15 protein-coding genes and 1 pseudogene are annotated in these 14,189 nt (G+C 72.2%); 8 read left to right on the top strand and 8 right to left on the bottom strand.

Annotated elements, in window-relative coordinates; genetic code table 11:
- Nucleotides 1-19: 19 nt before the first annotated feature.
- The 3 genes and pseudogenes from OHB44_RS14735 to OHB44_RS14725 form a co-directional block, all read left to right on the top strand.
- The gene (locus OHB44_RS14735; RefSeq protein WP_330441018.1) at nucleotides 20-1,258 is read left to right on the top strand and encodes a hypothetical protein; all 1,239 of its coding nucleotides are present in this window, start codon (nucleotides 20-22) and stop codon (nucleotides 1,256-1,258) included.
- Nucleotides 1,255-1,860: a hypothetical protein gene (locus OHB44_RS14730; RefSeq protein ID WP_330441017.1), complete on the top strand. Its 606-nt coding sequence runs from the start codon at nucleotides 1,255-1,257 to the stop codon at nucleotides 1,858-1,860. Before OHB44_RS14735 ends, OHB44_RS14730 begins: the two co-directional genes overlap by 4 nt.
- A pseudogene (locus OHB44_RS14725) lies at nucleotides 1,788-2,192 on the top strand (phosphotransferase); the annotation flags it as partial. The gene OHB44_RS14730 and the pseudogene OHB44_RS14725, both read left to right, overlap by 73 nt.
- A gap of 15 nt (nucleotides 2,193-2,207) precedes the next feature.
- Here OHB44_RS14725 and OHB44_RS14720 read toward each other — a convergent pair.
- The 5 genes from OHB44_RS14720 to OHB44_RS14700 form a co-directional block, all read right to left on the bottom strand.
- Nucleotides 2,208-2,711: a DUF2267 domain-containing protein gene (locus OHB44_RS14720; RefSeq protein WP_330441016.1), complete on the bottom strand. Its 504-nt coding sequence runs from the start codon at nucleotides 2,709-2,711 to the stop codon at nucleotides 2,208-2,210.
- A 40-nt stretch (nucleotides 2,712-2,751) separates the two neighbouring features.
- A complete protein-coding gene (locus tag OHB44_RS14715; protein ID WP_238684898.1) occupies nucleotides 2,752-3,150 on the bottom strand; it encodes an NUDIX hydrolase in 399 nt (132 codons plus the stop codon).
- Between the two features lie 53 nt (nucleotides 3,151-3,203).
- Nucleotides 3,204-4,490 (bottom strand): MGH1-like glycoside hydrolase domain-containing protein, encoded by a 1,287-nt coding sequence (locus OHB44_RS14710; protein ID WP_238685098.1) that lies wholly within the window; start codon nucleotides 4,488-4,490, stop codon nucleotides 3,204-3,206.
- A gap of 131 nt (nucleotides 4,491-4,621) precedes the next feature.
- Nucleotides 4,622-5,443 carry a sugar phosphate isomerase/epimerase family protein gene (locus OHB44_RS14705; protein ID WP_112589707.1) on the bottom strand — a complete coding sequence of 274 codons (822 nt, stop codon included), beginning with the start codon at nucleotides 5,441-5,443 and terminating at the stop codon, nucleotides 4,622-4,624.
- Nucleotides 5,440-6,480, bottom strand: coding sequence for a zinc-dependent alcohol dehydrogenase (locus tag OHB44_RS14700; protein WP_330441015.1), 1,041 nt, complete (start codon nucleotides 6,478-6,480; stop codon nucleotides 5,440-5,442). The genes OHB44_RS14705 and OHB44_RS14700 overlap by 4 nt, the downstream gene beginning before the upstream one ends.
- 115 nt (nucleotides 6,481-6,595) lie before the next feature.
- Here OHB44_RS14700 and OHB44_RS14695 point away from each other — a divergent pair, with 115 nt between their 5' ends.
- Genes OHB44_RS14695 through OHB44_RS14680 form a run of 4 tightly spaced genes read left to right on the top strand, consistent with a single transcriptional unit; the run spans nucleotide 6,596 to nucleotide 10,469 of the window.
- Nucleotides 6,596-7,990, top strand: a complete 1,395-nt coding sequence (locus tag OHB44_RS14695) for an ABC transporter substrate-binding protein (RefSeq protein ID WP_330441014.1) — start codon at nucleotides 6,596-6,598, stop codon at nucleotides 7,988-7,990.
- The gene (locus OHB44_RS14690) at nucleotides 7,987-8,943 is read left to right on the top strand and encodes a carbohydrate ABC transporter permease (RefSeq protein WP_330441013.1); all 957 of its coding nucleotides are present in this window, start codon (nucleotides 7,987-7,989) and stop codon (nucleotides 8,941-8,943) included. Before OHB44_RS14695 ends, OHB44_RS14690 begins: the two co-directional genes overlap by 4 nt.
- Complete coding sequence (locus tag OHB44_RS14685) at nucleotides 8,943-9,809, top strand: carbohydrate ABC transporter permease (RefSeq protein ID WP_238684902.1); 867 nt, start codon at nucleotides 8,943-8,945, stop codon at nucleotides 9,807-9,809. Before OHB44_RS14690 ends, OHB44_RS14685 begins: the two co-directional genes overlap by 1 nt.
- Nucleotides 9,810-9,863: 54 nt before the next feature.
- Nucleotides 9,864-10,469, top strand: a complete 606-nt coding sequence (locus tag OHB44_RS14680; RefSeq protein WP_112602530.1) for a class I SAM-dependent methyltransferase — start codon at nucleotides 9,864-9,866, stop codon at nucleotides 10,467-10,469.
- A gap of 204 nt (nucleotides 10,470-10,673) precedes the next feature.
- Here the strand turns inward: OHB44_RS14680 and eccB are convergent, their stop codons facing one another.
- The 3 genes from eccB to OHB44_RS14665 are packed head-to-tail and all read right to left on the bottom strand — an operon-like array spanning nucleotide 10,674 to nucleotide 13,274.
- Nucleotides 10,674-12,059: a type VII secretion protein EccB gene (gene eccB / locus OHB44_RS14675; protein WP_238684904.1), complete on the bottom strand. Its 1,386-nt coding sequence runs from the start codon at nucleotides 12,057-12,059 to the stop codon at nucleotides 10,674-10,676.
- A 7-nt stretch (nucleotides 12,060-12,066) separates the two neighbouring features.
- Nucleotides 12,067-13,149, bottom strand: a complete 1,083-nt coding sequence (locus tag OHB44_RS14670; RefSeq protein WP_266302798.1) for an RNA-guided endonuclease TnpB family protein — start codon at nucleotides 13,147-13,149, stop codon at nucleotides 12,067-12,069.
- Nucleotides 13,146-13,274, bottom strand: a complete 129-nt coding sequence (locus OHB44_RS14665) for a hypothetical protein (RefSeq protein WP_266302799.1) — start codon at nucleotides 13,272-13,274, stop codon at nucleotides 13,146-13,148. The genes OHB44_RS14670 and OHB44_RS14665 overlap by 4 nt, the downstream gene beginning before the upstream one ends.
- A 183-nt stretch (nucleotides 13,275-13,457) precedes the next feature.
- Here OHB44_RS14665 and OHB44_RS14660 point away from each other — a divergent pair, with 183 nt between their 5' ends.
- Nucleotides 13,458-14,177, top strand: a complete 720-nt coding sequence (locus tag OHB44_RS14660) for a spermidine synthase (protein ID WP_266302800.1) — start codon at nucleotides 13,458-13,460, stop codon at nucleotides 14,175-14,177.
- Nucleotides 14,178-14,189 lie beyond the last annotated feature (12 nt).

Raw genomic sequence — 14,189 nt, 5'->3', positions numbered from 1 at the left:
CGGCGGGCAGAGTGGGGACATGAGGACCGATCTGCACGGGCCGCTCTCCGCGTACGCCGCGCGGCTGCACGCCACGGCCGGCGACGGACACCACGTCGCCTCCCCGCTCGGTGCCTGGCTGCTGCTCGCTGTCACTGCCACCACGGCCGACAGCGATCCGGCCGTAGCGGACAGAGCCGCCGCGAAGCTGGCGCAGGCGCTGGGCACCGACCTGCCGAGCGCGGCCGAGGTGGCCCGAACACTGTTGGAGGCGCCGCACCCGCTGGTCGGGTCCGCCACCGCGCTCTGGCACCGAACGGGGCAGGCCGACGGCGGGCCGGCGGCGTGGCGGGCCGCGCTGCCCAGCACGACCGAGGTCGGCGCACTGCCCGATCAGGCCGGGTTGGACGCCTGGGCGCGCGAGCACACCCTCGGCCTGATCGAGACGTTCCCCCTGGAGGTCGATTGGGACGTGGTGTTCATCCTGGCCAGCGCGTTGGCCACCCGGGTGTCCTGGGCGAACCCGTTCGACGTCGCCGACGCACGCGCGCTCGGCGCCAACAGCCCGTGGGCCGGCCAACTACGGCGGGCACTACGCAGCCCGAGCCATGGCCACCACTGCGCCATCGTGTCCACAGCACGGGCCGGTGACGTGATCGTGCACGCCGCACCCGCCCAGACGACCGACGGCGCGGGGCTGGTCGTCCTCTCGGTCGCCGCCGCGCCGCAGGTGCCACCGGCCGAGGTGCTGGCCACTGCGTACGACCTGAGCGCCGGCGCGGCCGACGGCGCGCCACCGGCGGGCAGCCGCGCGCTGTTCGACCTGCCGCTCGGCGAGACTCCGCTGTGGACGCTGACCGAGGAACGGGTACACACCTGGGCGCGCGACGGCCGCGAAGAGCGGCACACCGCCGTCCTGCCCTGCTGGTCCGCTCGGAACGACCATGACCTGACCGCCCCGGCGCTCGGCTTCGCCGCCGCGGTGGACACGCTCGCGACGGCGCTGGCGCTGCCGGTGGAGCGCTTCGAGGCATGGCAGACGGCGGTGGCCCGGTTCGACAGGTACGGCTTCGAGGCGGCGGCGGTGACCGGCATGGCCGGGATCACCAGCATGCCGCCGGAGGGCGTGGCCCGCACCGCCGAGCTGCGCTTCGGCCACCCGTACGCGGTGGTGGCCGTCGCCACCGACGCCCGAGCCGACGGCGTCACCGGCCCGTGGCACGGGGTGCCGGTCTTCTCCGCCTGGGTCGCCGAGCCCGAGGAGGTGTCCGAGGCGTGAGTCACCTCGCGGAGGACCAGGTGGCCGCTGTGCTCCGGCAGTGGATCGGCACGACCACCCCGAAGCTGCTGGGCGAGGGCATGGAGGGCGCGGTCTTCGAGGTCGACGACTCGCGGGTGGCGAAAATCTGGTTCGCCGGTTCGGTCGAGTCGTCCCGCCGGGCGGCAGCGTTCTACGACGCACTAGCCGCGAAGCCGCTGCCGTTCCAGGTGCCGCGGATCACGCAGGTGGAATCGGTGGGAGGCCGAGTCGTCACCATCGAGCGGCGGCTGACCGGCACGACAGTGGCCGCCGCGCTCGCGGCCGGCGCGGTGTCCCGCGAGGCCGCGTACACGATCGTCGTCGACATCGTGGCCGCGCTCGCGGCCGGCGGTGGTCTCCCGGCGGCCCGTGAGCTGGCCGTGCTGGGCGAGGTTGCCCCGCTGTTCAACACCGGGGAGGGCTTTCCGGTCGCCCTCGCGCGCCTCGCCGAACGCCGGGTCGAGCGTTTCCGACAGGTGCTGAGCGGGGCGTCGCCGACTTCGACCGGAAAGCCGCGGCGCTCACCAGCCGTCTGGTCGAGGTGGACAGTGGCCGGCGGGCGGTGCTGCACGGTGACCTGATTCCGGGGAACATCCTGGTCGACGCCTCGGGTCGACCGAGCGCGGTGCTGGACTGGGGCTTTCTGACCACCGAGGGTGACCCGGCGTTCGACGCGGCGGTCACCGCCGCGATCTTCGACATGTACGGGCCTGAGGCGGCGCAAATCGAACGCGACCTCCTCGACCGGATCGAGGCGCGGTTGGGCTACGACCGCGGGGCGCTGCTCGTCTACCGGGCCGCCTACTCGCTGATCACGGCGAACGCCTACGACCCGACGGGTCAGGACGGCCACTTCGCCTGGTGCGTGGCGGCCCTCAACCGGGCCGACGTCACAAGGGCCCTCCTGGGCTGATCCCGCCGGGTCGGGTCAGAACCCGCCGTCGCGCGGCAGTCGCGCCACCATCTCCCGGAACTCCCGCACCGTCATCGCCGTTCGCAACGTGGCGAAGACGGCGCCCGTTCCGGCCCGGGCGGTGGCCGGGTCCACCCCGGCGCGCTGTTCCACCCGACGAAGGAACTCCGTCGGGCCGGCCTCCATCGGGGTCGCGCCGGCACCGCCGACCTCCAGGCCCACCCCGCTGGTCAACCCATCGGCGCCAGCATCCGGGCCGAGGGCCCCGGCCGGAAGGGCAGTCGCGGCCGCATCCGGGGCCGGACCGGAGGCCCCGGCCGGATCCGGGGCCGGGCCACTCAGGTAGCCGTCGACCTCGTTCGGAAGGTGCCCGACGACGTCGCCGGACGCGTCGCCGGTCACCCGCTCGGCCAACGTCTGGAGCACGGCGCGGGCGAGCACGGCGGCCTCCTCGGCCGGCAGGCCGGACCGTTGGGACACCGCGTCGATGAAGTACGGGAACCCGTCGCCGTCGGTCACGCTCGGCCGGTTACCCCTGGCCGGCCGCGACAAACTGCTGCTAGGCCAGCAGACCCTCGGCCCGCAGGTGGTCGAAGATGATCTGGTCGACGGGCGAGGTGCGGTGTCGGTCCGCGTACCCGAGCCAGGCCATCTCGGCGATCTCGCTGGCCGGCCGCAGCTCTCCCCGATAGTCGGCCCGGTAGCAGGTCATCCGCACGGTGATGCCGGTCGAGTGGCCGTGCGCCTGCGCGGTGAAGGTGCCCAGGTGCACGGCGCCGGGCACGACGACCTCCACGCTCAACTCCTCGTCGATCTCCCGACGCAGGGTCTGCAGGTCGGTTTCGCCCGACTCGCGCTTTCCGCCCGGCAGGTACCAGACGTCCTTGCCCACCGACCGGGTGCTCAACACCCGACCGTCCTCGACGAGGATCCAGGCCACCTTGTCGATCTCGCGCACGATGCTCCTTTTGCCGCCACCGGGATCGGGGACGCTACCACCCGGCAGCGCGCTCAGTCGGCGAGCAGGTCGAGCAGCAGCGCGGCGGTCCAGCTGAACGCCGGTGAGCCCAGCCCGGCGCCGGTGTCCGGGTGGAAGTACTCGTGACAGCCCGCGCCGGCGACCAGACCGATCATCGAGCGACCCAGCCCGGCGGCCAGTTCCGGGTGCCCGTGCTCGATCAGCCCACGCCGGACGAGCCAGCCGATGTTGAGCCAGCTCGGCCCACGCCAGTAACGCAGCGGCTCGAAGTCGGGCGCGGTGCGGTCGTAGGTGGGCAGCGGCCGGTCCATCCGACGGGCCACCCCGAAGCGCGCCGACCGGGCCTCGACGACCAGCGCGTCGACCTGCCGGGTCGGCAGGTCGGGCAGGATCAGGGGGGTCAGCCCGAGCACGGTACGGGCGCTCACCAGGCGGTCGGTGCGCAGGTCACGGGGCTGGAACGTGCCGGTGTCCGGGTCGTACAACCGGCGCAGGAGGGCTTCGGTGACCCGGGCCGCGCGGGCCCGGTGCGGTCCGGGATCGTCGCCGACGAGCGCGGCGATCTCGGCGAGGGCGTGTTCGGCGGCCCCGAACGCCGCGTTGAACAGCGGGCACTCCACCAGGAACGGGTGCCCGGCGGCCAGGTCGCGGTCGGAGTAGCAGTGGTCGCGGTAGGCGGCGACGATCGCCAGGTAACGCGCGTAGTCCAGGTCCGTGGGGCGGTGCGCGGCGTCGGCGTGCGTGGTGTCGTGCCGACGGTACGCCCGCATGACTGCCGCCTCGGCCGGCACCGCGGCCATCGGCTCGTCCCAGGCCGGGCTGTTGTCCAATCCGGACTCCCACGGGTGCACGATGCAGACCAGCCCGTCACCGGCCACGTCCCGCCGGTCGGCCAGGTAACGCTGTTGGGCGACCAGCGCGGGATAGAGCCGGCGCAGCGCGGTCAGGCCGGTGGGATCGGGCGCCCGCCGGTACGCCAGCAACGCGGCGAGCGCGTGCACCGGCGGCTGGACCAGGCCGGAGGTGGCCACCGTCGGTGCTCCCGGCACGTCGGCCGATCGCCACATCTCCGGCCCCGGGAAGTACGCGCCGACCCGCAGTGCCGGGTTGAACACGATGTGCGGCACCCGTCCGTCGGCCCACTGCGCCCGGAACAGGCTGGCCAGCTCGCGCCAGGCGCGGTCGGGGCGGACCTGGGCCAACCCGATCGCGATGAACGCGGAGTCCCAGCTCCACTGATGCGGGTAGAGCGTGCGCGACGGCACCGTGTGGTCGTGCTCCCAGTTGGCGTCGAGCGTGTCGACAGCGAGCCGGCGCAGCCCGGCCGCGTCGGCCGGGCCACCCGTGCCGGCGGCGTCGGCGCGCGTCGCTCCGGCGTCGGCGGGCTCGCCGACGTTAATCGGCTCGGCGTCGGCGGAAGCGCCGACGCTGGTCAGCCTCGCGTCGGCGGTCACGCGGCGGCCCGCCGGGGCAGTGCGTGCCGCAGCACCGTGGCGGCCTGTTGCAGGGCCCGGACCGGGTCGCCGCGGAGCCGGCACTCCAGGGCCAGCCAGCCCCGGTAGTCCAGCTCCAGCAGGGTACGCACCAGCGCCGGCCAGTCCAGGTGCCCGGCGCCGGGCTGGTACCGGTTGGAGTCGCTGACCTGGACGTGCCCGAGGTACGGCGCGGCGGCGCGCAGCGCGCGGTGCACGTCGTCCTCCTCGATGTTCATGTGGAAGGTGTCGGCGACCACCCGGACCGACGGCAGTCCGAGCGCGGCGCAGAGCGCCACCGCCTCGTCGAGACGGTTGACCATGTGGTCCTCGTACCGGTTGAGGGGTTCCAGGAAGAGGGTGACCCCCTCGGCCCGGGCGTGTTCGCCCAGCTCGCCGAGGGCGTCGAGGAGCACCTGCCGGTCGCCGTCGGGGGCCCGGGGCGGCTCGAACGGCGGCAGTCGTCGGGAGAACATCCCCCAGGCGGCCGGGGTCATCACCCCGACGCCACCCAGCTCGGCGATCACCGAGAGCTGGGAGCGCAGGTTGCGGACGGCGTCGGCGGACCGGGCCGGGTCGAAGTCGCCGATGAAGTGGTCCATCTCGACGCAGACGGTGGGCATCACCACCCCGGCGGCGCGGGCCCGGCGCAGCTCGGGCAGCCGGCGGGCGAACGCCAGGTCGCCGCGGCCGCGTAGTTCGATGCCCTGGTAGCCGAGGGCGGCCGCGAGGGCGTACTTCTGGATCAGGTTGGTGCCCGGCAGGAGTTGTTCCTGACAGGCCAGCGCGATGGTGGTCATGAGAACCTCAGCACGACTTGGAGGACGTCACCGGCGCCGCGGTCGAGCAGCGCGAGGGCGTCGGCGACCGCGCTGGCGTCGACGATGTGGCTGACCAGCGGCAGCGGGTCGACGCTGCGGTCGGCCACCAGGTCCATGAAGGTCTGCGCGACCCGATCTCCGGTCCACCGGCCGGCCATGCTCGGCGCGGGGGTGGGCCCGGAGACCTGGGCGGCCACCAACTGGATGCGGTTGTGATGGAACTCCTCGCCGAGGCCGAGCGCGTCGGCCTGGCCCTGGTAGAAGCCTGCGGCCACGACCCGGCCGGCGTGGGCGGTGGAGCGGATCGCCTCGTGCAGCGCCGGGTACGCGCCGGACAACTCCAGGCAGACGTCGGCCCCCCGGCCGTCGGTGGCCTGGCGCAACACGGCGGCGGCGGAGGTGACAGTGGCGTCCACAGTGGATCGCGCGCCGTATCGGGCGGCGTGCTCCAGCCGGTCGGGGACCGGGTCGACGGCCACCACCCGGGCCCCGGAGAGCACCGCGAGCCGAGTGGCGAGCAGCCCGATGACCCCCTGGCCGAAGACGCCGACCCAGTCACCGAGGTGCAGGTCGCCGGCGAGCACGGCGGTCAGCGCGATGGCGCCGGGGCGGGCGAAGACCGCGGCGAGCGGATCCAGCCCGGTGGGGAGCGCACGGACCGCGTCGGCGGCGAGCACGGCCTCGGCCCGGTGCCCCCAGATGCCCCAGACGAGCTGCCCCGGATGCCGGTCGGTGACCTCCGAGGCGACCTCGATGATTTCCCCGACCTCTTCGTAGCCGAAGCCGATCAACGGGTAGGGCACCGGCGTCTGTCGGGGGACGAACATCCGGGCGGCGTCGTCCCAGTCCTTGCTGAGCCGGGGATTGCTGCCCCGGTAGAGGGTCAGCTCGGTGCCGGCGGAGATGCCCGAGTAGCAGGTGCGGACTCGGACCTGGCCGGGGCCGAGCGGATCCGGCGGGCAGGGCTCGAGGCTGATGCGTCGAGGCCCGGCGAGAGAGACCACCCAGTTGCCCATGTGTCACATCCCGGTAGCACTGGGTTCCAGGATAGCAAAAAATCGCGATATGTCTTGCTATTGATCAATCGAAGGTGTTGGATCCTTCTTGTACCCTTCGAGAGGAGTGCCATCGATGTCTGCACCTCCGAGGCGGATACTCGCCACCACCCTGATCCTGGCACTGACCACGTCCACCCTGCTGGCCTGCGGCGACGACGAACCCGACAGCAACAGCAAGAAGATCACCGTGTGGAGCCTGGAGGACGTCGCCGACCGGGTCACCGCCACCAAGGCGATCATCGCCGACTTCACCGCCAAGACCGGGATCCAGGTCGATCTCGTGACCGTCAACGAGGACCAGTTCCCCTCACTGATCGCCGCCAACGCCGCCGCAGGCGACCTGCCCGACGTGGTCGGTTCGGTCTCCCTCGCCGGCATCCGTACGCTCGCCGGCAACGAGCTGCTGCACGCCTCGGCGAACGCGGAGGTCGTCGACAAGCTGGGCAAGCAGACGTTCTCTCCCCGAGCGCTGGAGCTCACCTCCGACGACGGCAAACAGCTCTCCGTGCCCAGCGACGGCTGGGGGCAGCTGCTCGTCTACCGCAAGGACCTGTTCGCCGCGGCCGGCCTGCCCGCCCCCGACACGTATGAGCGGATCACCGCCGCCGCGGCCCGACTGAACACCGGCGGGGTCGCCGGCATCACCGCGGCGACCGCCCCCAGCGACGTGTTCACCCAACAGACCTTCGAGCACCTGGCGCTGGCCAACGGCTGTCAGCTCACCGACGACTCGGGGAAGGTGACACTGGATTCGCCCCAGTGCGTCGAGGCGTTCCGCTTCTACGGTGACCTGATCCGCACCAGCTCGGTCAAGGGCGCCCAGGACGTGGACACCACCCGGGCCACCTACTTCGCGGGCAAGGCGGCCATGGTGATCTGGTCGCCGTTCATCCTCGACGAGCTGGCCGGACTGCGCAACGACGCCAAGCCGACCTGCCCCCAATGCCAGGCGGATCCGGCGTTCCTCGCGAAGAACAGCGGGTTCGTCACCGCGATCAAGGGCCCCAACGGCACCGAGCCGGCCCAGTACGGCGAGATCAGCTCGTGGGCGGTTCTCGACGGCGCGGTGACCGACCCGGCGAAGTCCTTCGTGGAGTACATGCTCGGTGACGGCTACCCGCGCTGGTTCGGCATGTCCCCGGAGGGCCGCTTCCCGGTGCGCAAGGGCACCCCCACCGAGCCGGAGGCGTACCTGACCGCCTGGAACACCAGCCAGGCGGGCGTGGACGCGAAGAAGCCCCTCACCGATGTGTACGGCGACGAGGTGCTGGCCACGCTGCGCCGCAGCCCGGACACCTTCGGGCGCTGGGGCCTCAGCCAGGGGCAGGGCAAACTCGTCGGCGCCATGCTCGGCGAGTTGCCGGTGCCCAAGGTGCTGGGCGACCTCGTCTCCGGCAAGTCCGACGCGGCGGCCACCGCCAACCGCGCCACGAAGGACGTGGACGCCATCAAGGCGGGCGTCAATTGACCACCACAGCGCCCGGCCCCGGCCGCTCCCCCACCCGGGAGCGGCCGGGGCCACCCCGGCGCCGACCACTGACCCTGCGCCGCCGCGAATCCCGGGCCGGGCTCGCGCTGGTCGCACCGACCCTGCTCGTCACCATCGCTGTCATCGGCATCCCGATCGTGTGGACGGTGGTGCTCGCCTTCCAGCGGGTCCGGCTGGCCACGCTGCGCAAGACCGGTCTGTTCGGCGAGTTCACCATGGACAACATCGACCGGGTGCTGAACACACCCGGCTTCGCCGAGACGCTGTGGGTCACGCTGATCTACAGCATCGGCGGCACCGTCGGGTCGATACTGCTCGGCCTGGTGGCCGCACTGGTCGTCCGCCGGCCGTTCCGGGGTCGCACCCTGGTCCGGGCGTCCATGCTGCTGCCGTACGTGGCACCGGTGGTCGCCGTGACGTTCGTCTGGCAGGTGATGCTCGACCCACAGCTCGGCATCGTCAACGCGTGGGGTCAACGCCTGCTCGGCTGGGACGCGCCGGTGCCGTTCCTCACCCAGGAGTCGACTGCGCTGGCCACGGTGATCGTCTTCGAGGCGTGGCGGTACTTCCCGTTCGCGTTCCTGTTCCTGCTGGCCCGGCTCCAGGCGGTGCCCGGCGAGTTGGAGGAGGCCGCCCGGGTCGACGGCGCCACCCCCACCCAACGGTTCCGGCACATCCTGCTGCCGCAACTGCTGCCGGTGATCGCCCTGCTGGGCGTGCTGCGCTTCATCATGACGTTCAACAAGTTCGACGACGTCTACCTGCTCACCGGCGGTGCGGCCGGCACCGAGGTGGTCAGTGTGCGGGTGTACGAGTTCCTCACCGCCCGTACCGACATCGGGGCCGCGGCCGCCCAGGCGGTCGTGCTGGCCGTGGTGCTCATCGTGTTCGTGCTGATCTATCTGCGCTTCTTCGGACGGAGGGTGGGTTGATGGACCGGGACGTGGTCGAGACGGTGAGCCTGCGTTGGCTGCGCCGCCTGGTGATCGCCGTGTTCCTGGTGATCACGGTCTTCCCCTTCTACTACATGCTGGTGCTCTCGGTGCGCCCCATCGAGCGGCTGCTGCTGGACCCCGGGGCGCTGGTGGTCGGCTTCGGTGAGCTGACAGTTGCCACGTACGCCGAGGTGCTCAAGGCCACCGACGACGGCGGCCAGGGTTTCCTCACCTTCATCCGCAACAGCGGGCTGGTCGCCGTCGCGGCGACAGTGCTCACTCTCCTGGTCGCGATCCCTGGCGCCTACGCGGTGGCCCGGCTGCGGTTCTTCGGCCGGAGGCAGGTGGACTTCCTGTTCCTGGCGGTCTACCTGTTCCCGTCGATCGTCATCGCGATCCCGTTGTTCGTGGTCTTCACCCGGGCCGGGCTGCGCGGCTCGCTGTTCGGTCTGGTGCTGGTCTACATCTCGCAGACGTTGCCGGTGTCGGTCTACATGCTGAAGAACTACTTCGAGACCATCCCGGTCAGTCTGGAGGAGTCCGCCGCGATCGACGGCGCCGGCCGGCTCGGCATCATCCGCCGTGTCAGCCTGCCCCTGGCGATGCCGTCGATCATGGCGGTCGCGCTCTACGACTTCATGATCGCCTGGAACGAGTTCCTCTTCGCCCTGCTGTTCCTGGTCGACAAACCCGACCGGTGGACGGTGTCACTGGGGTTGTCCCTGCTCGCCGACGGGGTGGAGGTCCCCAAGACCGTGCTGATGGCCGGGTCGGTAGTGCTCACCCTGCCCATCGTGATCCTCTTCTTCGCCAGCGAACGGCTGCTCACCGAGGGACTGACCAGCGGCGCGGAGAAGGGATGATGGTCTCGTCCGGGTCGCCCGCCCGGGCCCCACCGGCCCGGATACGGTGGCCTCATGGCCAACCCGACCCGCTGGGCTACCGACACCGGTCCCGAGCACTCACAGTGGTATATCGACCGGTTCCGCAAGCTCGTGGCCGAGGGTGCGGACCTGGCCGGCGAGGCCCGACTGGTGGACGCCCTCGTCGCGCCCGGCTCCCGCATTCTCGACGCCGGCAGCGGCACCGGCCGCGTCGGTGCCGCGCTGGCCGAGCGGGGGCACACGGTGGTCGGGGTGGACGCCGATCCCGCGCTGGTGGATGCCGCCCGCGCCGACTATCCCGGCCCGACGTGGCTGGTCGCCGACCTCGCCGAGCTGGATCTACCGGCGCTGGGTGAGGCCGAGCCGTTCGACGCGGCAGTGCTGGCCGGCAACGTGCTCGCCTTCGTCGCCGTCGGCACCGAACCGGAGGTGCTGCGCCGGGTGGCAGCGCACCTGCGACCCGACGGGGTGCTGACAGTGGGCTTCGGCACCGAGCGCGGCTACCCGCTGACCGCGTTCGACGCCGACGCGGTGGCCGCCGGGCTGCGCGTGGAGCAGCGCTTCGCCACCTGGGACCTGCGCCCGTGGCGCGACGACGCCCCGTTCGCGGTCACCGTCCTGCGCCGCCCGGCCGACTGACCACCGTCCGCCTCCCGGTGCCTCCCGGTGCCTCCCGGTGCCTCCCGGTGCCTCCCGGTGCCTCCCGGTGCCTCCCGGTGCCTCCCGGTGCCTCCCGGTGCCTCCCGGTGCCTCCCGGTGATCAAGAGATTTCCGTCAGGCTCGCGCCAATTTCTGACGCAAACCTCTTGATCACCGCCGCCCCGTCGACGGGGCGGGTCATCCTCAGTCTGGGGCGGCGACGGCGCGGGCGGCGGCCGGGTCGAGGGTGGCGCCGGCGGGTACCAGGCTGACCAGCCCGGCCGGCAGCCGCACCGGCCGCACGTCGCGGTAGCCCAGCATCGGGAGCACCTCGCGGTCGGCCAGCACGTACCGTCGGCCCAGGTCGGTGACCACGGAGACCGCGCCGCCGGTCGCGCCGGGCGCCGCGGCGGCCTCGACCACCGCACCGCGGCCCGGCTCCACCACGACGTGGTCGGCCAGCACCGCGCCGCCGGTCGGCGCGGTGCGGGGCACCGCCGTCAGGTCCCCCAGCGGTACGCCCCAGCGCACCTCACCAACCCCGCCGTCGTCGCCGATGCGGGTGCAGAGCGCCCCACCGTCGCCGGCCGCGAGCCGGGGAGGGCTCGGTGGCGGGGCGTTCGGGCCGGTCGGAGCGAGATCAGGCACAGTGGGCAGCGCGGCGAACCGACCCAACGTCATCGGCACCGGCTCGACCTGCCCGGTGCGGGCCAGCAACAACCCCGCCTGCAACTCGGTGATGCCGGCCAGGCCGGCGTCGAGCGCCACCGCGTACTGCCGGCCGCCACCGGAGTTGCTCACCAGGTAGACAGTGCCGATCGCCGCACCCGGCACCCGGGTGGCGGGTCGGCCCAGCGCGGGCAGATCGAGTGGGGCGAGGTCGGTGCCGGCGGGCAGCGAGTTGAGCAGCGCCGGCGCCACCCGAACCGCCTGGGCCCGGGTGGTGGCGAGCGCCGCCAGCACCCGGCTCGGGTCACGGACGAGGTAGCGGCGCTGGTGCCAGACCAGGTGCAGCCCGCCGTCGGGGTGGCGCAGCAGCAGCGCGTCGTCGCCCAACGGCCGACCGCCGTCGGGCTCGGTGCCGATCAGCAGCGCCGAGCGGGGCGCCTCGACGCCCGTGCCGGCCGGGACCGTCGAGCAGACCGTCCACGCCGTGGCGGCCAGCCGGCCCGGGGCGGGCAGCGAGTCGGGTGCGTCGGCGATGCCCAACGGCAGCCCGCGCGGCACCCCGTCGATAGTGCGTCGGGACACCAGGACGGTCTTCGAGCGGTCGGCGCCGACGATGAGCAGCGCCGAGGCGTAGTTGAGCACCGGGTGCAGCTTCTGCTCGCGGTAGACGAACCGGGCGCCGGATTCCTTCTCCACGATCACCGCGCCCGGGTCGCGCCACCCCTTGCCACCACCGGCGAACAGGCCGTAGAGGGCGAAACCACCGAGCCCGATCGCCGCGACCAGGACGCTGGCCAGGCCGGCGCCGGCCAGCCGCCGAAACGGCGACTGGGCGGGGTCGGTCTCCCGCATGACCAGGGCGGCGACCGCCCGCTGGACGCTGAACTGGTAGGAGTGCAGCTGGTCCTGCCGCGACGGCATGAGTCCGTTACCTTTCGGTGCGCTCTAGTGAGCGCGTGATTGGTTGCCCCGCCTTGCGGTGGGGGCGGTCCCGGTCTTGCCGGCGGAGTGCGGCGTTGTGGTCACGGTCGATGACCAGGCCGCACGCCTCACAGTCGTACTCACGCTCGTGCAGGGCGAGCTTGGCTTTCACCGCGCCACAACCCGAGCAGGTTTTCGAGGACGGATACCAGCGGTCGGCCACGAGCAACCGGCCGCCGTTCCACCTCGTTTTGTATGCCAGCTGACGGCGGATCTCGGCGAACCCGGCATCAGCGATGTGCCGGGCCAGCCGCCGGTTGCGCAGCATGCCCGCGACGTTCAGGTCTTCGACAACGATGGTGCCGTGTTCGCGTGTCAGCCTCGTGGTGAGCTTGTGCAGCCCGTCGCGGCGCAGGTTCGCAACCCGCGCATGGGCCCGACCAAGTCGCCTCGACGCGCGTTGCCAGCGGTTCGAGGGGCGGCAGCCGGTGCGCCGGTGGGGCCCAGACTTCCGCGACAACACCCGACCGAGCGCCCGCAGTCGGGCCTGCGCGGCGACGAGGTGCCGCGGGTTGTCGACCCGCTCGCCGGTGGACAACACCGCAAGATGTTTGATTCCGACATCCACCCCCACCACCACATGCCTACGATCGGGCTCGACCCGAATCGCGCCTGTGGTGAACCGCACCGACGGTGTCCCACGGCGGCGGGACTTGAAGCGAGGGAAACCGACCCGCCTGCCGCCCCGCCCGCCCTGACGGGAAGCAGCCCAGTTCTTCAAGCCACGGGCGAGAGCATCCAGGCCGGTGTTGAACGCCTCTTTCGACACCTCACCCCACCACGGCGCCGCATCGGCCTTCGCAGCGTTCCACGCCTTGCGCAGCCCGGCGAGCGACCACGGCAGCGACGGCGTCAGCAACTCATCCGGCACCCCATAGGAGCGCTCCGCCGCGCGCTGGTCCATGACCGCCTTGACCCGGGCCAGCGCCCAGTTGTGCGCCACTCGCGCGGCCCCCACATGCGCCCTCACGGCGCGTTCCTGACCAGGGGTGAGGTCGAGAGCGAACCGGTAAGCCTGGATCGTCTTCACGTCGGATCCTCGATGACCACCTCGGCCGCGCGGCGAGCCGGTACGCGGGAACAGGCAACGTCCCGGACTCGTACCGCCGTCGCGTACGAGACGCCGGTAGCCGCCGCCCACTCCTTCAAGTTCACACCGCCCCTCTAGACGACCACTGAACACTCCTGACCGTCAGAACGCCAGCAGTTACTTCCCCTCCGGTGGATCGGCCGGGCACAGGATATGCGCTGCGTCGATGTCCGGTGGACCCTGCGTGGCCGCCCGTCGCGGGGCAACCGCTACCATCCGTGGACGAATCCGGCGGCGAGAGGGCACCCGTGGGCGCGCGTTTCGAAGAGCTGGCCTGGCGGGAGACCCCGATCGGCGCGATCAGTCTGCGCCGACGCCGGGACCCGGCACTCCAGGTCGAGGTGTACGAGGTCAAGCTCGACGACGAGTATCTGATGTCCAGCCTCTTCCCGGTCGCGGAGATCGAGCTGGCCCGGCTCGGGCTCGCCGAGGTGGCCGGTGACTCGCTCGACGTGGTGGTGGGCGGTCTCGGGCTGGGCTACACCGCCTGTGCGGCGCTGGGCGACCCCCGGGTGCGCTCGCTGTTCGTGGTGGAGGCGATCGAGGACGTGATCGACTGGCACCAACGAGGGCTGCTGCCGTTCGCGGCGGGGCTCGCCGAGGACCCCCGGACCCGCTTCGTGCAGGCCGACTTCTTCGCGGCGGTGGCCGGTGACACCGGCTTCGACGCCGAGGTGCCCGGCCGGCGGTTCGACGCGGTGCTGCTCGACGTCGACCACTCCCCGCGCAACGTCCTGCACCCGAGCCATGCGGCGTTCTACCCGCCGGCCGGGTTGCGTCGCCTGGCCGCCCTGCTACGCCCCGAGGGCGTCTTCGCGCTCTGGTCGGACGACCCGCCGGACGCCGAGTTCACCGCAGCTCTCACCGAGGTGTTCGCGAGCGTACGCGCGCATGTCGTGCCGTTCGCCAATCCGCTGACCGGCGGGGAGTCGGCGAACACCGTCTACGTGGCGCGTACCGGCCCCTGATCGACTTCGGTA

It is taken from the genome of Micromonospora sp. NBC_00821 (assembly GCF_036347035.1).
In the GTDB taxonomy this organism is placed as follows: Bacteria; Actinomycetota; Actinomycetes; order Mycobacteriales; family Micromonosporaceae; genus Micromonospora; species Micromonospora hortensis.
The sequence above is the reverse complement of the archived record's forward strand: the minus strand, read 5'-3'. Positions and strand labels throughout refer to the sequence as shown.